Origin of the sequence: Lentzea sp. JNUCC 0626 (assembly GCF_043632865.1) — a bacterium.
GTDB lineage: Bacteria > Actinomycetota > Actinomycetes > Mycobacteriales > Pseudonocardiaceae > Lentzea.
This window is the reverse complement of sequence record NZ_CP171635.1, coordinates 2,705,779-2,728,034: the sequence shown is the minus strand read 5'-3', so window position 1 is coordinate 2,728,034 and position 22,256 is coordinate 2,705,779. Positions and strand designations below refer to the sequence as shown.

At 68.8% G+C, this 22,256-nt stretch carries 18 protein-coding genes; 13 read left to right on the top strand and 5 right to left on the bottom strand.

What is annotated here, in order from left to right; all coding sequences use genetic code 11:
* Positions 1-34: 34 nt before the first annotated feature.
* Complete coding sequence (locus JNUCC0626_RS12195) at positions 35-1,129, bottom strand: PucR family transcriptional regulator (RefSeq protein ID WP_394619824.1); 1,095 nt, start codon at positions 1,127-1,129, stop codon at positions 35-37.
* Between the two features lie 137 nt (positions 1,130-1,266).
* Here JNUCC0626_RS12195 and JNUCC0626_RS12190 point away from each other — a divergent pair, with 137 nt between their 5' ends.
* From JNUCC0626_RS12190 to JNUCC0626_RS12170, 5 genes are all read left to right on the top strand, one after another.
* The gene (locus JNUCC0626_RS12190) at positions 1,267-2,334 is read left to right on the top strand and encodes a ferredoxin reductase (RefSeq protein ID WP_394619823.1); all 1,068 of its coding nucleotides are present in this window, start codon (positions 1,267-1,269) and stop codon (positions 2,332-2,334) included.
* A gap of 66 nt (positions 2,335-2,400) precedes the next feature.
* The gene (locus JNUCC0626_RS12185) at positions 2,401-3,519 is read left to right on the top strand and encodes a fatty acid desaturase family protein (protein ID WP_394619822.1); all 1,119 of its coding nucleotides are present in this window, start codon (positions 2,401-2,403) and stop codon (positions 3,517-3,519) included.
* Between the two features lie 627 nt (positions 3,520-4,146).
* Positions 4,147-5,922, top strand: a complete 1,776-nt coding sequence (locus JNUCC0626_RS12180) for a CocE/NonD family hydrolase (protein WP_394619821.1) — start codon at positions 4,147-4,149, stop codon at positions 5,920-5,922.
* Positions 5,923-6,022: 100 nt separating this feature from the next.
* On the top strand, positions 6,023-6,403 hold the full coding sequence (locus tag JNUCC0626_RS12175; RefSeq protein ID WP_394619820.1) for a prolipoprotein diacylglyceryl transferase family protein: 381 nt from the start codon (positions 6,023-6,025) through the stop codon (positions 6,401-6,403).
* A complete protein-coding gene (locus JNUCC0626_RS12170) occupies positions 6,376-6,771 on the top strand; it encodes a prolipoprotein diacylglyceryl transferase family protein (protein ID WP_394619819.1) in 396 nt (131 codons plus the stop codon). Before JNUCC0626_RS12175 ends, JNUCC0626_RS12170 begins: the two co-directional genes overlap by 28 nt.
* Here JNUCC0626_RS12170 and JNUCC0626_RS12165 read toward each other — a convergent pair.
* From JNUCC0626_RS12165 to JNUCC0626_RS12155, 3 genes are all read right to left on the bottom strand, one after another.
* Positions 6,716-10,309: a discoidin domain-containing protein gene (locus tag JNUCC0626_RS12165; RefSeq protein ID WP_394619818.1), complete on the bottom strand. Its 3,594-nt coding sequence runs from the start codon at positions 10,307-10,309 to the stop codon at positions 6,716-6,718. The two genes, JNUCC0626_RS12170 and JNUCC0626_RS12165, sit on opposite strands and share 56 nt — an antisense overlap.
* Positions 10,310-10,582: 273 nt before the next feature.
* The gene (locus tag JNUCC0626_RS12160; RefSeq protein ID WP_394619817.1) at positions 10,583-11,236 is read right to left on the bottom strand and encodes a response regulator; all 654 of its coding nucleotides are present in this window, start codon (positions 11,234-11,236) and stop codon (positions 10,583-10,585) included.
* Positions 11,233-12,015, bottom strand: coding sequence for a sensor histidine kinase (locus JNUCC0626_RS12155; protein ID WP_394619816.1), 783 nt, complete (start codon positions 12,013-12,015; stop codon positions 11,233-11,235). The genes JNUCC0626_RS12160 and JNUCC0626_RS12155 overlap by 4 nt, the downstream gene beginning before the upstream one ends.
* A gap of 138 nt (positions 12,016-12,153) precedes the next feature.
* Here JNUCC0626_RS12155 and JNUCC0626_RS12150 point away from each other — a divergent pair, with 138 nt between their 5' ends.
* From JNUCC0626_RS12150 to JNUCC0626_RS12140, 3 genes are read left to right on the top strand one after another with little or no spacing between them, the layout of a single operon-like run.
* Positions 12,154-12,846, top strand: a complete 693-nt coding sequence (locus JNUCC0626_RS12150; protein ID WP_394619815.1) for an ABC transporter ATP-binding protein — start codon at positions 12,154-12,156, stop codon at positions 12,844-12,846.
* Positions 12,843-15,128: an FtsX-like permease family protein gene (locus JNUCC0626_RS12145; RefSeq protein ID WP_394619814.1), complete on the top strand. Its 2,286-nt coding sequence runs from the start codon at positions 12,843-12,845 to the stop codon at positions 15,126-15,128. The genes JNUCC0626_RS12150 and JNUCC0626_RS12145 overlap by 4 nt, the downstream gene beginning before the upstream one ends.
* Before the next feature lie 14 nt (positions 15,129-15,142).
* Entirely contained in the window at positions 15,143-17,323 is a 2,181-nt protein-coding gene (locus JNUCC0626_RS12140) for a penicillin acylase family protein (RefSeq protein ID WP_394619813.1), read from the top strand.
* Here JNUCC0626_RS12140 and JNUCC0626_RS12135 read toward each other — a convergent pair.
* Complete coding sequence (locus tag JNUCC0626_RS12135) at positions 17,307-18,083, bottom strand: crotonase/enoyl-CoA hydratase family protein (protein ID WP_394622022.1); 777 nt, start codon at positions 18,081-18,083, stop codon at positions 17,307-17,309. The genes JNUCC0626_RS12140 and JNUCC0626_RS12135 overlap by 17 nt on opposite strands.
* Before the next feature lie 55 nt (positions 18,084-18,138).
* On the opposite strand from JNUCC0626_RS12135, the gene JNUCC0626_RS12130 reads away from it, so the two are divergent.
* The 5 genes from JNUCC0626_RS12130 to JNUCC0626_RS12110 all read left to right on the top strand — a co-directional run bounded on the left by JNUCC0626_RS12130 (position 18,139) and on the right by JNUCC0626_RS12110 (position 22,219).
* Complete coding sequence (locus JNUCC0626_RS12130) at positions 18,139-18,738, top strand: sulfite oxidase-like oxidoreductase (protein ID WP_394619812.1); 600 nt, start codon at positions 18,139-18,141, stop codon at positions 18,736-18,738.
* On the top strand, positions 18,708-19,448 hold the full coding sequence (locus JNUCC0626_RS12125; RefSeq protein WP_394619811.1) for a ferredoxin reductase: 741 nt from the start codon (positions 18,708-18,710) through the stop codon (positions 19,446-19,448). The genes JNUCC0626_RS12130 and JNUCC0626_RS12125 overlap by 31 nt, the downstream gene beginning before the upstream one ends.
* Before the next feature lie 13 nt (positions 19,449-19,461).
* Entirely contained in the window at positions 19,462-19,728 is a 267-nt protein-coding gene (locus JNUCC0626_RS12120; RefSeq protein ID WP_394619810.1) for a DUF6510 family protein, read from the top strand.
* A gap of 9 nt (positions 19,729-19,737) precedes the next feature.
* Positions 19,738-20,376 carry an HAD-IA family hydrolase gene (locus tag JNUCC0626_RS12115; protein ID WP_394619809.1) on the top strand — a complete coding sequence of 213 codons (639 nt, stop codon included), beginning with the start codon at positions 19,738-19,740 and terminating at the stop codon, positions 20,374-20,376.
* Between the two features lie 559 nt (positions 20,377-20,935).
* A complete protein-coding gene (locus JNUCC0626_RS12110; RefSeq protein ID WP_394619808.1) occupies positions 20,936-22,219 on the top strand; it encodes an RICIN domain-containing protein in 1,284 nt (427 codons plus the stop codon).
* Positions 22,220-22,256: the final 37 nt, after the last annotated feature.

Here is a 22,256-nt window from a genome sequence, read left to right as displayed (position 1 = left end):
ACCGACCTCGTGCCTTCGCCAGCCCAGCGCCTCGCTAGTCCGAGGCTGTCGGAAGCGCCACCGCCAGCGTCAACTCCAGCACCCGCTGCGCCGACCCCAGGTCCGGGAACAGGTCGCGGAGCTGCTGCATCCGGTACCGCACGGTCTGCGGGTGCACGAACAAAGTCGCCGCCACCTCCTCCCGCCGCCCGTGGTGCAGCAACCAGGCCCGCAACGTCTCCTCCAACTTCCGGGCAGTCGCGACCGGCAGCTCGCGCAACGGTGCGAGCGCGCGCGCCCGCAGGTCGGCGTACGCGTCCGGGTCGGCGCTGAGCACGAGAGATGCGAGGTGTTCCTCGGTGTCGCGGATGTCGGGGGACAAGGAGCGCGCGCGTTCAGCCCGTGCATAAGAAGCGGACGCACGCATCCATGGACGCGCCGGGCCGACCACGGCCGTACGGCCGATGAGCTGGCGCAAGAGATGCGCGCGGTCGGCTTCGGGCACGAGCAGCACGCCGGTGGAGTCGGGCAGGTCGTCGAGCACCAAAGTGCCGGGGTCGAGCAGACGGTAGACGGGCCGCGCCTGGAACGCGGGCAGCAGCACCACGGTCAGGGTCGACGGCGGTTGCCACGCGGCGCGGCCGGCGGCGGCGAGCAGCACCTCGGCGCTGGAGCCGGCCAGGAGGTCGCGGGCGAGTTGTTCGAGGTGGCGTTCGTGGGCGAGGCCTCGGGCGGCCAGTTCGTCGGCGTGGCCGGCGGCGCTGGCGGCGGAGAGTTCGTCGATGTAGGCGAACGTCAGCTCGGCGAACTTCGCCACCTCGGCGGCGGGCAGGCCTGCGGGAACGGCTCCGGCGGCCAGGCCTCGCCAGGCCACGCGAGCGCCCACGCGGTAGGCGCTCAGCAAGGCGTCCATCGAGCGGCCGTCGCGGACTTCGCCTCGGCCGAGCTCATAGGCGGCATCCGATGCGTCGCCGCCTCCGCCTGTGCCGCCGGCCAAGTCCAAGTAGTGTCCGAGCGCCGTGCGAACGGCACGGCGGATGGTGCCACCCATGCGTCCGGAAAGTGCGTTGGCGTAGCTCGGCACCTCGGCGATGATGGCGCGGACCACCTCGTCGGCTGTCGTCTTCAGCACCGCTCGGAGCGCGGTCACTGTTTTCTCATCGAGGGCGAGTTCGGTGGCTCGCCGCATTGCGTGCGTCACGATTTGTTCCCTGCGAACAATCCGGCCCGGCAGATTCACGTCCTACGGACAGGACTTTACGCCCTGGGGCGCATCAAGCTGGAGTCATGACGAGTGCCGCCCTCCGCAGCAGGGCGTGGAAACTGCTTGAGCTGGTCACGACGCCACTGCTGCCGTCCGACTACCTCGACCTGGTCAGCCCCCTCCGAGCGGGCGCTGACCTGCGCGGTCGCATCGAAGCGGTGCACCGCGAGACAGCCGACGCCGCGACCATCGTGATCCGGCCCGGCAAGGGCTGGCGCGGTCACGTGGCCGGCCAGTACATCCGCATCGGGATCGACGTCGACGGCGTGCGCCTGTGGCGTGCGTACTCGGTGACGTCGCCGACGAGCCGCGCCGACGGCCGCATCACCATCACGGTGAAGGCCATCCCCGACGGCAAGGTCAGCAACCACCTGGTCCGCAACGCCAAGCCCGGCACGATCATCCAGCTCGACCAGGCCACCGGCGAGTTCGTGCTGCCCGCGGCCAAGCCCGCGAAGGTGCTCTACCTGACCGCCGGCAGCGGCATCACGCCCGCGATGGGCATGCTGCGCGACGCGAAGCTCACCGACGTCGTGATGGTGCACTCCGCGCCGCGCAAGGAAGACGTGATCTTCCGCAACGACCTGCACGACCTGGTCGCGGACAAGTCGCTGACGCTGGTCGAGCTGCACACCGACACCGACGGCATGCTCGACGTCGCCGAACTGCACAGGCTGGTCCCGGACTGGGCCGAGCGCGAGACGTGGGCCTGCGGCCCAACCGGCCTGCTCGACGCCGCCGAGGCACACTGGACCGAGCACGGCATCGCGGACAAGCTCCACACCGAACGCTTCCGCCCGACCGTCGTCGTGGCGGGCGAGGGCGGCGAGGTCACGTTCGGCAAGACCGGCAAGACGGTCGACGCGGACGGCGCCACGCCGTTGCTGAACGTCGGCGAGGAAGCGGGCGTGCTGATGCCGTCCGGCTGCCGCATGGGCATCTGCTTCGGCTGCGTGACGCCGCTGAAGTCCGGCGCGGTGCGAGACCTGCGCACCGGCGAGATCACCCAGGCCGAGGACAGCCCCACCGCCCACGTGCTCGTCCAGACCTGCGTGTCCGCCGCGGCGGGCCCTTGCGAACTCGAACGCTGACCCACCACACACTTCCTCCCCCGCGAAGTGGCCCTCCCCAGCCACTGTCCCCGGAAAGCGAGTTTCATGACCGCCATCGACCCCACCGCGCACCTCACCGCAGAGCAGATCGAGGAACTCGGCCGCGAGCTCGACGCGATCCGCGACGAGATCATCGCGAGCCGTGGTGAGAAGGACGCCGCCTACATCCGCAAGGTCATCTCCGCCCAGCGCAAGCTGGAGCTGACGAGCCGGGGCATCCTGCTGTTCTCGTTCTTCCCGCCGGCGTGGATCATCGGCACGGCCGGTCTGTCCGTCGCGAAGATCATGGACAACATGGAGATCGGGCACAACATCCTGCACGGCCAGTGGGACTGGATGCGCGACCCGAAGATCCACTCGACCACCTGGGAGTGGGACCACGTCTCGCCCGCCGACCAGTGGAAGCACTCGCACAACGAGCTCCACCACACGTACACGAACGTGATCGGCAAGGACAACGACCTCGGCTACGGCATCATGCGCGTGGACGAGGACCAGAAGTGGCACCCGATCCACCTCGGCCAGCCCGTCTGGAACTTCATCAACGCCTGCTTCTTCGAGTACGGCATCGCCGCCTACGACCTCGAACTGGGCAAGAACCTCCACAAGCGCCGCCGCAACAACCCGGAGTTCCGCGCCCGCGCTCGCGCAGTGGGCCGCAAGATCCGCAAGCAGGTTCTCAAGGACTACGTGATCCACCCGCTCCTCTCGGGCCCGTCGTTCCTCACGACCCTCGCGGCGACCTTCACCGCGAACCTGATCCGCAACCTCTGGTCCCACTCGGTCATCATGTGCGGCCACTTCCCGGAGGGCGTCCAGGTCTTCGAGCGCCGCTCGATCAAGGGCGAGACGCGCGGCCAGTGGTACCTGCGCCAGATGATGGGCTCGGCGAACATCAGCGGCAGCAAGGCCATGCACTTCATGACCGGCAACCTGTCGCACCAGATCGAGCACCACCTGTTCCCGGACCTGCCGAGCAACCGCTACGCCGAGGTCGCCGTCAAGGTCCGCGCGCTCTTCGAGAAGTACGAGCTGGAGTACGTCACCGGCCCGCTGCCGAAGCAGGTGTTCTCGGCGTGGCGCAAGGTGTTCCGCCTGTCGCTGCCGAACAAGAAGCCGAAGGTCAAGACCCCGGACAGCAAGAAGGAACTGGTCGCGGCCTGACCACGACAGGTCCGACAGCAAGCTGACGCAGGGGTCCCAGCGATGGGGCCCCTGCGTCGTTCCACGCAACCGCAGTCGCGAACGCAACCCAACCACCGCCTTAGCCAGGCGCGCGCAAGCACGCAACCGCACTCGCGAACGCAAGGTGACCGCCGTCTAGGCCCGGCGCGCGTTCGCAACCGGCGGCCACCAACGCACGCCAACCACCTACGAATCCTGGCGTGGCGAAGCGAAGCGAGCCCGAACGGGCTGCTACCAGGTTGGGAAGCGGTAAACCCCGCTCATGGCGATTGGGGCTTGACCTTGAGGGGCTGGATGCCAACATTTCAGACCGGCCGGGGCGCTTTCAACCCCGGCTTTTGAGGCCGATCAGCATCCAGCTAGAGGCTCAAGGTCAAGCCCCAATCGCAACCCCGCTCATTCGTCACGACCCGCGCGCCCACCCTCGCAACCGCAGCCCAACCAACAGAACGCAACCAACCCCGCTGGAACCGGAACACAACCGCAAAGCCGACCCGCACCAAAATAGATCTTTCGGCCGTACCGCCACCCACCCAAAACCCGGTGAGATCCGAAGTGAGGGCCCCAACCCCCTGCAGCTGAACAGGGCCCTCCAACGGAGGAACCATGCGAAAGGCCTACCTGGTCGCGGCCACCCTGCTAACGGCAGCGACCGTCTACACCCCTGTCCACACCGCCCAAGCCGCACCAGCCGCCATCACCGAAACGGTCTACGTAGAATCCACAATCGACAGTGACGCCGACGGCAAACTGGACCGCATCGCCGCAGACGTGATGCGCCCGGACACCGCCGAACGAGTCCCGATCGTCATGGAGGCCAGCCCCTACTACGGCCTGGGCGCGGCGGCCGCCACCTCCACGAACGTCCCGAGAGGCTTCGGCCGCTGGTACGACGAGTACTTCGTCCCGCGCGGCTACGCCGTCGTCGAAATGGAGATGCAAGGCACCTCCCGCTCCACCGGCTGCCCCACCACCGGCGGCCCGGAGGACACCGCGAGCGTCAGGGCCGTGGTCGACTGGCTGAACGGCAGGGCCAAGGCGTTCTACGCCAACGGCAGCGAGGCCAAGGCCACCTGGAGCACCGGCAACGTCGGCATGCTCGGCGTCTCCTACAACGGAACGCTCCCGAACGCCGCCGCGGCAGCCAACATCCCCGGCGTCAAGACGATCGTCCCGATCGCCGCGATCTCCAGCTGGTACGAGTACGCCCGGGACCAGGGGATCGGCTACAAGGGCTGGGAGTCGAACTACCCGACGTTCCTCGCCAACTACGTGGTCAGCTCAGCCCAAAAGGCCAAGTGCAAGCCGGTCTTCGACAGGCTGACGGCCCAGGACGGCGACGAGTCGTGGGACTACACGCAGTTCTGGAAGGCGCGTGACTACCGGCCGGGCGCGCAGAATACGACCGCCTCGGTGTTCGTGGTGCACGGGCAGGCGGACTGGAACGTCAAGCCGTCCCAGTTCGGTCGCTGGTGGAAGGAACTCCAGGACCGCAACGTGCCGCGCAAGATCTGGCTGCACCGCGGCGGTCACCTCGACCCGATCTCGTTCCGGCAGGCCGAGTGGCAGCGCGTCATGGGGCTGTGGATGGATCACTGGCTCAAGGGCGCGAACAACGGGATCATGAGCGAGCCCATGGCCGACGTGCAGAAGCCCGACGGCAGCTGGGAGCAGGCGGCGAGCTGGCCGCGGCCGAACACGCAGGACACCACGTTGTACTTCGGTCCGGCGGCGAACGGCATGTCCGGCTCCCTCACGACGTCCCCGGTCACCAGCGGCACGCAACGCCTGGGGGACAACGCGAACCTCAGCGAGTCGCTCATGATGGCCAACCCGGAGAACGCCGACTCGCGCCGACTCGCCTACGTGACGGCACCTCTCACCAAGGACGCGCGGCTGTCAGGCGAGGTCCGGGTAACCGCGCGGATCGCCTCGAACCGGGCGTCGACGCCGCTCACGGCGTTGCTGGTGGACTACGGTCCGACCAGCCAGGCGGTGCTGAGCGAACGCAGCCCGCTGCAACTCTCCACCGAGACGTGCGCCAAGAACGACCTGCGGGACCGCACCGGCTGCGCCAAGCCGCCGGAGGTCTCGATCCAGGCGGTGTCAGCGACGATGCTGACGAAGGGGGCCATCGACGCCAAGAACAGGTCGTCGCTGGAGACCGCGACTCCGTTGCCCACCAACGGAACCACCGTGGACGTCACCTGGAAGCTGCACGCGCGGGACGCGATGATCCCGGCCGGGCACCGGATCGGCATCGTGCTCGTCACCAACCACAGCGGGTACATCGCGACCGACACCGGGGCGAGCGGCATCGCGCTGAACGTGTCGCTGGGTGTCAGCAAGGTGGTGCTGCCGATCGTCGGCGGCGCGATCTGATCAACTGAGGGCGCTGTGCACCGGAAACGCCGGTGCACAGGGCCCGCTACAACTAGCCTGCCGAATTGCTCCTCGCCGCCATTCTCAGTCCGACCCAGGTGTGTGTGGCACCTCGATCCGCGCCTACGTGTTCTGCATCATCGCGGACGTCCTCGTCGCGGCCTGGCTGACCGAACGCCAGTACGTGCAGTGCGGCGGAAACACGGGGTCATCAACCAGATCGCGACCTGGGGTGTGCCGTTCGGCATCGTTGGCGCGGCTGCAGCACGTTGCCACGTCCTGGCACCCCTGCTTCGGCCCGGACGGCGACCCGCTCAGGGCCCCGTACATCTGGGAAGGCGGCATGGGCGTGTGGGGCGCGATCGCTCAAGGGATCGGCCGGCTCGGCAACTGGTTCGACAACGAGGTCTACGGCGGTCCGACGGACCTGCCGTGGGCGCTCACCATCCACGAGTGGGACCAGGACGCCGGCAAGGCGTGATCGGCGCCGACGGGCTACCGGTCGTGCTCGGCACGTTCCACCCGGCGTTCCTCTACGAACTGCTGTGGACCTTCGGTGTCGCGGCCGTCGTGATCTGGGCCGACCGGAGGTTCCGGCTCGGCCACGGCCGGGCGTTCGGGGTGTACGTGGCGCTCTACACGCTGGGCAGGCTGTGGATCGAGGCACTGCGGATCGACGACGCCAACACGATTCTGGGGCTGCGCCTCAACATCTGGACGTCATTGATCGTGGGGCTGGGCGCCGCCGCACTGACGCTGTGGTCGGCACGGCGGCACCCAGGTCGGGAGGACCTCAGCTCAGCTTCGGAGCCGAGTTGTACGCCTCGACCAGCAGGCGGGGACGGGTGACGTCGCGCTGCGGGTCGATCGTGACGGTCCGGGTTTCCCCTGGCAGCAACCAGAAGTAGTTGTCGCTGTACAGGGTCGGCAGCACGCGGTCGGTGCCGTTGCGCTCGCGCAGCGACAGCCGGACCATCGACGCCACCGTCTTGCCGGTGTTGCGCACCACCGCGGTGTAGCCGTCCTTCGTCGAGCTCAACGTCGTGGTCAGCGTCGTGTACGCCACCTGGTTGAGCGCGTGCATCGACTCCGGCGTGCGGTACCGCCAGTAGGTGTTCTCGGAGATCTGCTTGCCCTGAGCGTCCGCGAGAGTCAACCGCAGCAGGTGGAACGCGGGCAACGAGTCCGCGAACGGCACGGTGAACAGGGTGGTCGCCGTGGTCGCGTTCACGTCGAGCTTCTGCTCCTGGGCCTGCCCGAGAGCCTTGCCGTCCAGGCCGAACAGCTGCGCTCGCACCGTCACGCCCACAAGATGCGACGCGGTGTGGTTGACGGCGGTGACCTGCCACGTGGTCAGGTTCGCCTGCACGTGCCGCTGCTCGCATCCCTTGCGGGAACCGTAGAAGCTGCCGTTGACGTCCATGTCGTAGTCGTAGGTCTGCCAGACCGTCGAGTGCCACGCCGGGTGCGACATCCACAGCAGCACGCCGGTCGCGTCGTTCCACAGCCGGGCGTTCCACGCCTCGAAGATCGCGCGCATGTTCTCGTAGTTGACGAACTGCGCCTTGCGGCAGAACTCCTCCAGGCTGCTCGACGGCGCTAGGCGGGCGTCGATGGCGGCCTGGTAGCCCTTGGGCTGCTGGTTGCTGTTCTCCGACCAGTCGTGCATGTACCAGGCGTCGCCGATCGGCCAGCCCGGGTTGCCCTGGCCTACGAGGTTGCGCATGCTCTCGACCGTGGAGACGGTCGGCAGGCCGATCTCGCTCCAGAACCCGAACTTGCCGCCGGTGGCCTCGCCGGTGCCGTACGTGCGCGGGTCGACCCAGCGGTACGTGCCGTCGCCGGTGATCACGCCGCTGGCCGAGTTCGGCTGGTACATCAGGTCGGTGTTGGTGTGGACGATCTCCCGCAGGACCTTGTCCACGGCGGAGGGCGGGCTGCCCTCGTTGCAGCCGAACCACACCACGCAGCAGGCGTGCGAACGGTACCGCAGCACGGTGTCCTTTGCCTGCGCGAAGAACTGCTCGTGGTTGGCCGGATCGGCGGACCAGCCGAGCCAGAACTCGTTCCACAGCAGGATTCCGTACTTGTCGCACGCGTCGAAGAGCTCGTCGCGGTAGGACGAGCCGACCCAGTTGCGGATGACGGTGAAGTTCATGTCCTTGTGCAGCGCCACGGCCGCGTCCGCGCGGGAGGCGGGCATGCGGCGCAGCAGTTCGTCCCAGCCCCAGCTGCCGCCGCGGGCGAAGATCTTCACGCCGTTGACCAGGATGATCAGCGGCTTGGGGGAGTTGTCCTTCTCCGCGACGTCGGTCCAGGTGTCGCCGTCCTGCGACACCTGGATCTTGTAGGTGGCCGCGTACGCCGTCTCCCAGCGCACCACCACGCGGTCGAACGAGGTCACCGCGCCGAGGTCGACCTGCACCCACTCGTTGTCGTTGTAGTTCGACGTCCAGCGCGACTTCGGGTCGCCGTCGGTCACGGCCCCCGGTGAGGTCCAGTCGGAGGCGGACGACGCGGTGGCCGTCTTGCCGCGCGCCAGGTCGGTGTCCGGGGTCTTGCTGTCCGACACGGACATCGTGAAGATCGAGAAGCCCCAGCTCGTGGCCCGCCGCCCGCCCTGCATCCGCACGTACCGCGCCTGCTGGTACGGGAACTCGACGAGCTGGTCGGCCGCGCCGTCGACGATCGTGATCGGCAGGTCGTACTGGTAGGTGACCTGGCGGATGCCGAACTTGCGCTTCTTGCGGTCGCTGACGGCGTTGCCGATCGACGCGGTGAGCGTCAGATCGTGCAGCGTCGGGTCGCCGTAGCCGTTGGGCCACCACAGCTTCGGGTTCTTGATCCGCAGCTGGGAGTGCGTCTTCGGCGAGAACACGACGTCCTGCGTGGAGTTCGCCGCGACGCTGACGGGGCTGCTCACCTTGACGCCGTCGAACTCGGCCGTGACGGTGACGTTCTTCGCGGACGCCTCGACGTTGCGGACCGGCACGGTGAACGTGACCTCGGCCGTCGTCTTGTCCGGCAGCACGGTGTCGATGCGCGGGTCGCCGACGACCACGGCACCGGTCGAGCGCAGCCGCACGTGGTTCCAGATGCCCGACGCGCGGTCGCGAACGGCGGGCATCCAGTCCCAGCCCGACACGGCGAGGTAGGTGGGGGAGTTCTTGAACATCGTGCTGTTCGCGCCGACCCACGCCTCACCGCGCGGCCCCTTGTCGCCAGGGCTGCCGGGGAACGGCATCGGCGTGATCTTCACGGCGATGTTCTGCTCACCGGAGCGGCGCAACGTCGGCGTCACGTCCAGCGCGGCCCGGCCGAACGGGTTGCTGACCGCGCCGATCTTGGCTCCGTTGAGCCAGATCTCGGCCTCGTGGTTGATGCCGTCGAACTCGAGCCACACGTGCCGGCCCGCACCGGTGTCGAGGCCGCGCGGCAGCCCGAACGACCGCCGGTACCACCAGGTGTGCCGGGAGAGGGCCTCGGGGATCTTGAGGTTGTTCATGCCGTACACCGGGTCCGGCAGGTGGCCCTGCTCGACCAGCGACGCCAGCACCGTGCCGGGCACGGTCGCCGGCACCCAGCCGCGCGTGTCGACGTCGGGAGCCGAGAGCGCCGCGCCGTCCTTGCCGGGTGCGAAGTCCTGCATCGTCAGCACCCAGCCGGACTCGAGCGGCACCGACCCGTCCGCCGCCACCGTCAACGCGGGCTTCGGGTGGTCCTTGACGGGCCAGTTGGTCCAGCCCTTGACCGCGGGCCGGTTGTCGCGGCTCGTGCCGTAGACCTGCAAGCCGTTGAGCCCCAACGGGTTCGTCGTCGATCTGCGGGTCGCCGAGAACCGCACCCAGCGTGCCTTCACGTTCGGCGTGAACGGGATCGTGATCGCTCCGCCCGTACCGGACTCCGTGTGGTGCACCGTCCGCCACACCCGGCCGTCGTCGGAGACGTCGAGGTCGAACGCCACCGCGTAGCTGGACAGGATCTCGGTGCCGATGGTGTCGGCGCGCGAGCCGTTGGCGTCGAACGGGCCGTCACCGGGCTTGGCCTCGAACGTCAGCACGATCGAGCCGATCTCGCACCGGCCCTGCAGGTCCACGATCATCCACTGGCCGTCGCCCTGCCCGGCCCGCCACCCCGACCCCTGCACGCCGACCTGCGCGAGCCCGTCCACCGCGAACTCGGCGGGCGTCGCCGCGTAGTCCGTCGAGGACACCGACACGGGCCGGAACAGCGCGAGGTCGATCGTCTTCGGTTGCGCCGCGGCCTGCTGGGGCGCGGCCGACGTGGTCCCCGGCAGCAGGGTGCTCAACCCGAACCCGGCGAGCAGCCCGCCACCCATGGTCAACGCCTGCCGCCGCGACACACCGCTGCCGAAGTCCTCCGCCATGCCGTGCTCCGATCCCTGTCCTGACAACGTTGCCAGGAAGCTTCAGGCTCGTAACACGAATGGTCAACAAGACAAACGAGACAGGAATGAGCGGGGACGACATCGATGTCATCGAGCTGGATCGGTGCTGGGGTGTTGTGCTGGGAGAACGGTACAGCGCTTGGCCGGTACCGGTCCCGGCTCGGGAAAAGACCGGTACAAGAGGTGGACCGGTTTCCAATGGATCCTTGGGTCCACTTCGGTGACCGGACGGGTGCAGGCTCGGCACGGACGTCACGCGCCAGGCGTCACCAGGCCCGTCTCGTAGGCGAGGACGACGGCCTGCGCGCGGTCCCGCAGCCCGAGCTTCGCGAAGATGCGGGCGACGTGCGTCTTCACCGTCGCCTCGCTCAACGTCAGCAGCCCGGCGATCTCGGTGTTGGACCGGCCGCCGCCGACCAGGGTGAGCACCTCGCGCTCGCGCGGCGTCAACGCCGTCAGGTCCCCGTGCACCGCAGGCGCCGCGCCGGACGCGAACCGCTCCACGAGGCGGCGGGTGATCGACGGCGCGAGCAGGGCGTCGCCCGTCTCGATCAGGCGCACGGCCGCCACCAGGTGCTCCGGTGTGACGTCCTTCAGCAGGAAGCCGCTGGCTCCCGCGGCGAGGGCGTCGTAGACGTAGCGGTCCAGGTCGAACGTCGTCAGCATCAGCACCCGGCAGGCGGCCGACGAGCCGACGATCCGCCTCGTCGCCTCCAGGCCGTCCATGGTCGGCATGCGGATGTCCATCAGCACTACGTCGGGCCGCACGTCCCGGACGACCGAGACCGCCTCGGCGCCGTCCGCCGCCTCGCCGACCACGTCGATGCCGCCCGACTTCAGGATCATCCGGAAGCCGACGCGCACGAACGCCTGGTCGTCCGCGATCACCACGCGCGGGGCGGTCACGGACGCTCGATCGGGATCTTGGCGCGGACCCGGAACCCGCCTCCGAGGCGGCGGCGCGCGTCCAGGTCGCCGCCGAGGACCGCGACGCGTTCGCGCAGGCCCAGCAGGCCGCGGCCGTGGCCGTCCTCAGTGGACACCGGGGTGCCGGACAGTGCGCTGGGGCCCGAGTTCAGGACCTCGATGCGCAGTGCGTGGTCGGCGTAGCGGACGGTCACCTCGGCCTGGCGGCCGTCGCCGTGCTTCAGCGCGTTGGTCAACGCCTCCTGCACGATCCGGTACGCCGTCAGGTCGACGCCCGACGGCAACGGGCGCGGCTCGCCCGACACCCGGACCTCCACCGGCAGCCCGGCGAAGCACATCCTGTCCACCAGAGACCCCAGTCTGCTCAGACCTGGTTGCGGCGCCAGGAGATCGTCGCTGTCACCGGACGGCGCGAGCAGGCCCAGCATGTGCCGCAGCTCGGTCATCGTGTCGCGGCCCGCGCTCTCGACGGCCAGCAACGCGTCGGTCGCCTCGTCGCCGGACGACAGCACCCGGCGTGCGGCACCGGCCTGCACCACCATCACGCTCACGTTGTGGCTCACGATGTCGTGCAGCTCGCGCGCGATCCGGGCACGTTCGGCGTCGACGGCGGCACGGGCGGCCGACTCGCGTTCGCGTTCCAGCAGCCAGCCGCGTTCCTCCATCGCGCGGGTGTACGCGCGTCGTGCCACCACCAGCCGGGCCGCCAGGAATCCGGCGACGAGGCAGGCGACGACGGCCACCACCAGCTCCCACACCCCGTCACTGTGTCAGAGCGCGCACGGCCCGCGCATCACTCCCCGGATGCAGGCCCTACATCCCCGGGATGACCCCGATCGGTGACTTACCTCCGCAGGCTGACGCGTCTGCCCGCGCGACTGAGAAGTATTGCCGCCATGCAGAACGCAGACGCCGTCGTCGCACTGACGAACGTGCGCAAGGAGTACAGCGACTCGACCGCGCTCGACGGGGTGTCGCTCACCGTCCACGCCGGCGAGGCCGTCGCGGTGATGGGGCCGTCGGGCAGCGGCAAGTCCACGCTGCTCAACATGATCGCGGGCCTCGACCGCCCCACGTCCGGCGAGGTCGTCGTGCACGGCACCGACCTGGGGAGGTTGAGTGAGACCGGCCTGGCGTTGTTCCGCCGCCGGGGCATTGGCATGATTTTTCAGTTCTTCAATCTGCTGGACGACCTGTCGGCGCTCGACAACGTCGCGCTGGCCGCCCAGCTGACCGGCACGAAACCGAGCCAGGCCCGCGCCCGCGCGCTGGAGTTGTTCGGGGAACTGGGCATCGCGAACCGCAAGAACGTCTACCCGGCCCAGCTCAGCGGCGGGGAACGACAGCGCGTCGCGGTGGCGCGGGCGTTGATGAACCGCCCCGCCCTGCTGCTCGCCGACGAACCGACCGGCGCGCTCGACAGCAGGTCCGGCGAGCAGGTCGTGGACCTGCTGCTCGACCTCAACCAGATCGGCCAGACCCTGCTGCTCGTCACCCACGACGAGCGTCTCGCCAGCCGCTGCGCCACCCGGTTGATCGAGGTCGTGGACGGCCGGATCGCCCGCGAGAACAGCGTGGCCCGGGCGTGAACGCGGTCTGGGCCGCGGCGTGGGCGGCCGTGCGACGCAGGAAGCTCCAGACCGTCGTGATCGGCGTCGTGGTGTGCGCGGCCAGTGCGACGCTCGTGATGGCGCTCGGCCTGCTGGCCGCGGCGGCCGCGCCGTTCGACCGGGCGTTCGCCGACCGGCAGGGCGCGCACCTGGCCGCCGAGTACGACCTGACGGCGCGAGATCTCACGCGAGGGGTGTCCGCCGGGCCGTTCCGCCAGGCCACTGTGGACACTTCGGCCGCGGACGTCTTCCTGGGTAGCCTCACCGTCGTCGGACGGGCCGATCCCGCCGGCCCGGTCGATCGCCTCGCGGTCTGGAAGGGTTCCTGGGCCACGAAACCCGGCGAGATCGTGCTGAACCGCGCGCCTGGTTCGGAGGGCCGGATCGACGTAGGGTTCCGGCTGACCCCGCCGGGAGGTCCGGCGCTCGCCGTCGTCGGGTTCGCCCACTCGGTGACCGGGTCGGCGGACGCCTGGGTCACGCCCGAGCAGGTCGAGGCGCTGCAGCCGACCGCGCAGCAGGTGCTCTACCGGTTCGACCACGCCGACACGGCCGCCGGGGTCGCCGCCTTCGCCGCGTCGCTGCCGCAGGACGGGCTGCTCGGCACGCTCTCGCACCTCACCGTCAAGGACAAGGCGACCTCCGAACTCGGCGTGTTCATCCCGTTCCTGCTGATCTTCGGCGTGCTCGGCCTGATCGTCGCGGTGCTGATCGTCGCGAACGTCGTGAGCGGCGCGGTCGTCGCCGGGCTGCGGCACATCGGGATGCTCAAGGCGATCGGGTTCACCCCGGACCAGGTCATGGCCGTGTACCTGGTGATGATCTCCATCCCGGCCGTCGCGGGGTGCCTCGTCGGCACGCTCGCCGGCAACCTCTTCGCCAAGCCGATCGTGCAGGACGCCGTCGAGGGCTTCGGCGTCGACGAGCTGAGCTTCCCGCTGTGGGTGAACCTCGTGGCGGCACTGGGCATGCCGCTGCTGGTGGTGCTGGCCGCCCTGGTCCCGGCACTGCGGGCACGGGCGCTCCCGGCCGCGCGGGCGATCAGCGCGGGCACCACCGCGCACACCGGCCGGGCGTTGCGGATCCAGCGCTGGCTCAGTGGAACGCGATTGCCCCGCTCGGTCAGCCTCGGCCTCGGCATGCCGTTCGTCCGCGTCGGCCGCAGCGCGCTGACGCTCGCCTCGGTCGTGCTGGGCGTCCTGGTCGTGACGCTCGCGACCGGCCTGACCACGTCGGTCACCGCCTACAACGACGCGGTCCGCCCCGGCTACACCTACCCCGGCCGGTTCGAGCTGATGGCCGGACCGCCGCCGGGCGCCCCGGACGTGGGCATCCCGGGACAGCAACGACCCGCCGCGCGGCTGAGCGATGCCGAGGACGAGGCGGCGCTGCGCGCGGCGCCGGGCACCGAGGCCGTCCTCGCCACGACCCGGATCGACGCCGAGGTCGCGGGCGGCACCCAGGAGACGACGATCCACTTCCAGCGCGGCGACACCTCGTTGCGGCCTCGGGTGCTCAGCGGGCACTGGCCGGATCAGTCGGGTCAGGTCGCGGTGCCGTCGAGGTTCCTCAACCAGCGCGGGTTCGCGCTGAACGACACGATCACCGTGCAGTACCGGGGAAACCGGACGCAGCTCACCATCGTCGGAGTCGTGCTGACCAACAACGCCGACCAGATCTTCGCCGACTGGTCCACAGTGGACGTTCTCGCGCCGGGTGCCCGCGCCAGTTCCTACCTCGTGCAGACCTCGGCCGACCGCGAGGCGTTCACCGCTGCGGTCAGTGCGGCCGATCCCGGGCTGCGCGTGCTGCCGCCCCGCGACGGCACGTCGTCGACCGCCGTGATCATCATCAGCGCCTCGGTCGTGCTGACGCTGGTGCTGGGCGCGGTGGCGGCGCTGGGGGTCTTCAACACCGTGGTGCTCAACGCCCGCGAACGCCGCCGCGACCTCGGCATGCTCAAGTCGATCGGCATGACCCCGCGCCAGGTCACCGTGCTGCTGGTGACGTCCATGGGCGGGCTGGGGGTGCTCGGCGGACTGGTCGGCGTGCCCGCCGGGATCGCCGCGCACCAGTTCGTCGTGCCGTTGATGGCCGCGGCGGGGCAGTCCGACGCCATCGACATCCTCATGAACGTCTACCACTCGCCGTCACTCGCGCTGCTCGCCTGCACGGGCGTGCTGATCGCCGTGCTGGGCGCCGTCGTGCCGGCCAGGGGAGCGGCACGCCAATCGATCGCCACCGTTCTGCACAACGAATGAGGGGGAAGGTCTTCATGCGCCGATTAGTGGCGTCTTTGCTGGTGTTGACCGTGTTGGTGAGTTCGAGTCCAGCCGTTGCGGACAGCGGCGGCACGGTGATCCGGCGGACCTCGTACGGCATCCCGCACGTGCTCGCCGGTGACTACCGGGGGGCGGGGGAGGGGCTCGGGTACGCGTTCGCCCAGGACAACGTCTGCGTGATGGCGGAGATCGTCGTGACGCTCGCGGCCCAGCGGTCGCGGTGGTTCGGGCCGGAGAACGCGGCGAGCGACCTCTACTACCAGCGGCTCAACCAGTCCAAAGTGGTCGAACGCGCGCTCGCGTCCGGTCCGTCGAAGCAGGCGCGCGATCTCGTGCGCGGGTACGCCGCCGGGTACAACCGTTACCTGACAAGGCATCGCGTGCCGGAGACGTGTGCCGCGTACGCACGGCCGATCACCGAGATCGAGGTGTGGCGGCGGGTGCACCAGGTCGCCGGACTGACCGGCAGCGAGGGCTTCCAGGAGCAACTCGTGTCCGCCCAGCCACCGGGAGCTTCGGTCGTGGCACCCGCGCGTGTGGAGAAGGAACGCCCTGGCAGCAACGGAATCGCGCTAGGCCGGGACGCGACCACGTCCGGGTCCGGCATGGTGCTCGGCAACCCGCACTTCGACTGGGCCGACACGTTCCGCTTCTACCAGCACCACCTCACGATCCCCGGCGAGCTGAACGTCAGCGGCGCGGGCCTGTACGGCGTGCCGGTCGTCAACATCGGCCACAACGACAGCCTCGGCTGGACCCACACGGCGTCCGAGGCGCACACGATCACGCTCTCGAAGCTCACCCTCGTCCCCGGCGACCCGACCAGCTACCTCGTCGACGGCAAGGCTCAGCGGATGATCGCCGAGCAGGTCACCGCCGGCGGCGTCACGCGCACCCTGTACCGCACCCCGGACGGGCCGGTGGTCGAGGACGACCGGGCGTTGCAGTGGACCGAGAGCAGCGCGTTCGTGCTGCGCGACGCCAACCTCGGCAACCTCCAGGTCGTCGACCAGTGGCTCGCCATCGCCCGTGCCCGCAGCGTCCCCGACCTGCAGAAGGCGTTGGTTCGGCACCAGGCGTTGCCTTGGGTCAACACGCTCGCCTCTGATGCCTCTGGCACCGCCTACTTCGGTGACGTCCAGGTCGTGCCGCACGTCACCGACGAGCAGCGCGCCCGGTGCAGCGCCCCGGCGCAGATCGGCCTGGTCGTGCTGGACGGCAGCCGTTCCGAGTGCGGCTGGGGCACCGATGCCGACGCCGTGACGCCGGGGAGGTTCGGGCCTGGCCGCCTGCCGTCGCTGGTCCGCCGCGACCACGTCAGCAACATGAACGACAGTCCGTGGCTGGCCAATCCGGCCGCGCCGTTGACCGGCTACCCGTCGATCGTCGGCGACGTCGGGACCGAACGGTCCGCGCGCACCCGGCTGGGGCTGGACATGATCGGTACCAACCGATTCTCGTTGTCCTCGCTGGAATCCTCTATGTTCGGCAACCGGAATCTGACCGCTGAGCAGGGACTGGCCGCTGTCGTCGCGATGTGCCAGGCCAATCCTCGCTTGCCCGCTGTCGACGGTCAGCTCGTCGACGTGTCTGCGGCGTGCACGGCGTTGGCTTCCTGGCCCGGCACGGGAGATACCGGGGAGACCAGCCGTGGTGCGTACTTCTGGCGTTCTTTCCTGGTTCTTTCGGGCAGGCCCGGCAACCAGGTGTGGCAGGTGCCGTTCGACCCTGCCGACCCCGTGCACACGCCGCGCGGCATCAACACGGCCGATCCGGGGGTGCAGCGGGCGTTCGCGCAGACGGTCAAGCTGTTCGCGGAGGCCGGGGTCGCGGTGGACGTGCCGCTCGACGCCGTCCAGCAGTACGAGGGTGTCCCGATCCACGGCTGCCGTGGGCCCGAGGGGTGCTTCAACGTCATCTCGGTGCCCGGGCCGCCGCGGCCGGGGATGGCTGTCGGGATTCCGCATGGCACGAGCTTCGTGATGGCCGTGGAGCTGACGAGGTCCGGGCCGCGGATGAGTTCGTTGCTGGTCTACGGGCAGTCCGCTGACCCGGCCTCGCCGCACCACACCGACCAGGCGCGGCTGTACGCGCGCAAGCAGTGGGTGAAGGGCGAGTTCACCGAACGCGAGATCGCCCGCAACCCGGACCTGGTGGTCACCCGCCTTCGGTGAACGTGCCGTGCCGACCGGCGCCGTCCGCGAACCTGGCGGCGCCGGCCGCACCTTCCAGCGCCACGATCGGCACCCCCGCCGCGCCTTCGGCTCTGAGCGCGTCCGCCAGCGGCAGGTCCAGCGCGCCGTAGGTCGACGCACGGTCTGCCAGCACGCACTCGAACGGGAACCCGGCGATCTGCTCGGCCAGTTCGAGCGCGGTCGCGAGTGCCTGGCCCTTCGGAACCACCCGGTTGGCCAGGCCGATGGCCAGGGCCTCCTCGGCGTGCACCGGGCGTCCGGTGAGGATCAGGTCCAGTGCCCGCCCCAGGCCGACGATCCGGGGCAGCCGCACGGTGCCGCCGTCGATCAACGGCACACCCCACCGGCGGCAGAACACCCCGAACACCGCGTCGCTCTCCACCACCCGCAGGTCGGCCAGCAACGCGAGTTCCAGCCCGCCCGCCACCGCGTACCCGCTGACCGCCGCGATCACCGGCTTGGTGAGCAGCAGGCGCGTCGGACCCATGGGGCCACTGCCGCCGCCGGACGGATCGAGCTCGTTGCGCCGTTCCGGATCGCTGACCGACGTCAGGTCCGCGCCCGCGCAGAACGTCCCGCCCTCACCGATGAGCACCGCCACCCGTTGCGGTGACTCCTCGAACTCCAGGAACGCGGTCTTCAGCGCCTCGGCCATCGGCCCGTCGACCGCGTTGCGGCGGTCTGGGCGGTTCATCCGGATCACCGTCACCACGCCGACGGTCTCGACCAGCACGTCCATGTGACCTCCGTGATCAGCAGTGGCGTTCGGGTCGCCGCTGTCGTCTACTGACACGATGCCAATCGTCTCTCCCGGTTTCACCGGGCGGCGCCAGTCACCGGACGTGCAGTTGCCGCCCGGCCAGTACCTGGCGGAAGACTTCCCGGTCCTCACCGCGGGCCCGACGCCGCGCGTGCCGACCGACCGGTGGCAGTTCACGATCAACACCGAGGCCGGTCAGCGCTACGACTGGTCGTGGCAGCAGCTGATCGAGCTGCCCGCGGAGAAGATCACCACGGACATCCACTGCGTCACGAAGTGGTCGAAGCTCGGCACCCGCTGGAAGGGCGTGTCGCTCGACGTGTTGCTGGAGGACGTGGAGACGGCCGCGGACTTCGCGCTCGTCCAGTCCTACGGCGGCTACACCACGAACCTGCCGCTCGAGGACCTGATCGACGGCCAGGCGTGGATCGCCTACCGCTACGACGGCGAGGAACTCACCCCCGAACACGGTGGCCCGGCCCGCCTGCTGGTGCCGCACCTGTACTTCTGGAAGTCGGCGAAGTGGGTCCGCGGGATCCAGTTGCTGCTGGAGGACGAACCCGGCTTCTGGGAGAGCGCGGGCTACCACGACTACGGAGACCCATGGCGCGAACAGCGGTATCAGGGCGACTGACCTGGCGGACGGCGGCACTCGCCGAGGCCACCGACGTGACCGGGAGCGCGCGGAGTCTGGTGTTCGACGTGCCCGGCTGGCCAGGTCACCTGCCCGGTCAGCACGTCGACGTGCGGTTGACCGCCGAGGACGGTTACTCGGTGCAGCGCAGCTACTCGATCTCGTCTGCGGCGGACGGCGAGCGGTTCGAGCTGACCGTGCAACGGGTTGATGGTGGTGAGGTGTCGCCTTACCTGTGCGATGTGTTGCCTGTTGGGGCCGAGGTCGAGCTGCGCGGGCCCGTTGGCGGGTGGTTCGTGTGGCGTGGTGCTGATCAGGCGCCGGTGACGTTGGTGGCCGGTGGGTCGGGGATCGCGCCGTTGATGGCGATGATTCGGGCGCGGGCGTTTTCCGGGAGTCGGGTGCCGTTTCGGTTGATCTACTCGGTTCGGACGCCTGATGACGTCTACTACGCCGATGAGTTGCGGCGGCGTGCTCGTGAGGATGGTGGGCTGGACGTCCACATCGTGTACACGCGTGTTGCGCCTGAGGGGTGGCCCGGGGTGCCTGGGCGGCTTGGGTTGGCTGTCCTGAACACCCATGCTTGGCCTGCCGATTTCGCGCCTCATGTGTTCGTGTGCGGGCCCACCGGGTTCGTCGAGACCGTGTCGGACGTGTTCGTGGCGCTCGGGCACGATCCGCGCCGGATTCGCACGGAACGCTTTGGCTGACGGGAGTGGATTGATGAGCGACACCCACGTGGACGGCAACGCGCTGGCCGGGGATCTGCGGGAGATCTTCGCCGTGGACCTGACCGTCGCCACCGGACAGTGTTCCGGCTGCGGGTACAAGGGGTCGGTGGCCAGTTTGCGGGTCTATCACAACGCTCCTGGCGTGGTGGCGCGTTGTCCCGCCTGTGAAGAGGTGGTGCTGCGGCTGGTTCGCGGCCGTGATCGTGCGTGGCTGGATCTGCGGGGCACGGTGAGCCTGGAGATTCCGCTGCCGTCTTGAGGGAGAACGATGTACCTGGGTTGTCAGGCCGTGCTGTTCGACATGGACGGCGTGTTGACCGACTCGACTGCGGCTGCTGAGCGGGCCTGGACGCAGTGGGCCGGTGAGTTCGGGGTTTCGCCTTCGGCGGTGTTGCGCGGGCTGCACGGGCGGCGGGCCTCGGACACCGTTCGGATGCATGTGCCGGATTCGTTGCACGCTCGGGCTTTGCGGCGGATCAACGAGATCGAGGTCGCGGATTCCGGGGATGCGGTGGCGATTCCTGGGGCGGTGGAGTTGGTTTCGTCGTTGGGGGAGCGGTGGGCGTTGGTCACCTCGGCTCCGGCGGAGTTGTTGGAGGCTCGGTTGGCTGCGGTGGGGATTCCGTTGCCTGCTGTGGTGGTTGACGGGGATTCGGTTGGGGCTGGGAAGCCTGATCCTGAGGGGTATTTGAGGGCTGCTGCCAAGCTTGGGGTGGCTGTTGGGGATTGCGTGGTGTTCGAGGACAGCGGCAACGGGGTCGCGGCCGGGATCGCTGCTTCGGCCGGTGCCGTGGTGGGGGTTGGGGTTTCGGCTTTGGAGACGCCTGCTGCTGTTGTGGTGCCGGATTTGAGGTCGGTTCGGTGGGACGGGGGCGGGGTTTCGATTGTGGGGGCGTTGAGGGGGTAGTTCGCGGGTCGGCTTTGCGTTGCCGTTGCGGTTCCAGCGGGGTTGGTCGCGTTTTGTTGGTTGGGCTGCGGTTGCGAGGGTGGGCGCGCGGGTCGTGACGAAAGAAGTGGGTTGCGATTGGGGCTTGACCTTGAGCCTCTAGCTGGATGCGTTCGCGGCCTCCAAAGCCGGGGATAGAAGCTCCCCGGCCGGACCGGACAGGTTGGCATCCAGCCCCTCAAGGTCAAGCCCCAATCGCCATGAACGGCGTAACCGGCTGGCCAACCAGGCATCAGCCCGTTCGGGCTCGCTTCGCATCGCCACGCCAGGACTCGTAGGTGGCTGCGTTGCGTTGGTGGCTGTCCGGTTGAGTGCGCGCGCCTGGCTTGCGTAGGTGGTTGGCCTGCGTTGACGACTGCGGTTGGCACCGCACTACTTTTGATGTGCTTGGCGTGGCGCGGTTTCTGTTCCGGTCGTCGTAACGGCCCCCAAAGGTCTGGACCACTCGGGTTGAGGTGTGCCTTAATCCGGATGTCCGCTGGCCCGGTGCCCGCCCTGCAGTGCCGGAAAGGAATCCTGTATGTCCGGAAGGTTCTTGTCGCGTGCCTGGAAAGCGCTTGCCGCTGCCGGTGCGGTGGTGGCGGCGGTGTCTGGTTCTGCGGCTGTCGTGCCGCGGGCTGAGGCTGCCGCGCCGTTCAAGGTGCTCGCGTTCTACAGTGAGGCTGCGGATCAGGCTCACCGCAGTTTTCAGCGTGAGGCCAACGTGTGGTTTCCTCAGCAGGCTGGGGCCAACGGGTTTGCTTATACCGCTACGAAGGATTGGAACCTGCTGAACAGCATCACTCCTGGGCAGTACCAGGTGGTGATGTTCTTGGATGACAAGCCTCATACGCAGTCGCAGTACGAGGGGTTCAAGCGGTATCTGGATGCTGGTGGGGCGTTCTTCGGGTTCCACGTGTCGGGGTACTCGGACTCCAACGATCAGGCGTACACGCGGTGGTACCACTACGAGTTCCTCGGGTCCGGGCACCTCGCTGACAACAGTTGGTCGCCTACGGCTGAGACGTTGCGCATTGAGAACAAGGGGAATCCGGCTACGGCCGGGTTGCCGGACACGATCCTGTCGTCGGCCAGCGAGTGGTACGCGTGGGAGAAGAACGTTCGGCAGAACCCCGACATCACGGTGTTGGCGTCGCTGGACCAGTCGACGTTTCCGGTGGGAGACAACCCCGGGGAGATCTGGTTCTCTGGGGACTACCCCATCGTGTGGACCAACAAGAACTACAAGATGTTGTACGCCAACTTCGGGCACAACAAGATGAACTACGCGACGGACACCGCGTTGTCGTCGACGTTTGAGAGTGCTCAGCAGAACAAGATGATTTTGGACGGGCTACGCGGGCTTGGTGGTGGCGGGACCGGTGATCCGGGTGGGATCGACCCTGCTGCTTGGTATGCGGTGGTCAACAAGGGGAACGGGAAGTGTGTTGACGCCAAGGCTGCTGGTGCTGTCAACGGGACGGTGATCCAGCAGTACTCGTGCAACGGGACCACGGCTCAGCAGTTCCAGTTCCAGGGGACCAGTGGTGGGTTCAGTCGGGCCAACAACCGGACCAACTCGGCGTTGGTGCTGGACGTGGCGGGTGTTTCGGGGGCTGACAACGCCGGGATCCAGTTGTGGACCTATGGCGGTGGGAACAACCAGCAGTGGCAGGCGGTGGCCGAAGGTGGTGGGTACTACCACCTGGTTGCTCGGCACAGTGGGAAGTGTTTGACGGTGCCCGGTGGGTCTTCGGCTGATGAGGTGCAGTTGGTTCAGTTGGGGTGCAACGGGAGTGCGGCTCAGTCGTTTCGGATCGGGTGAGTGAGCGGCGGGCGTGCTCCGGGCCGGCTCCGGAGCG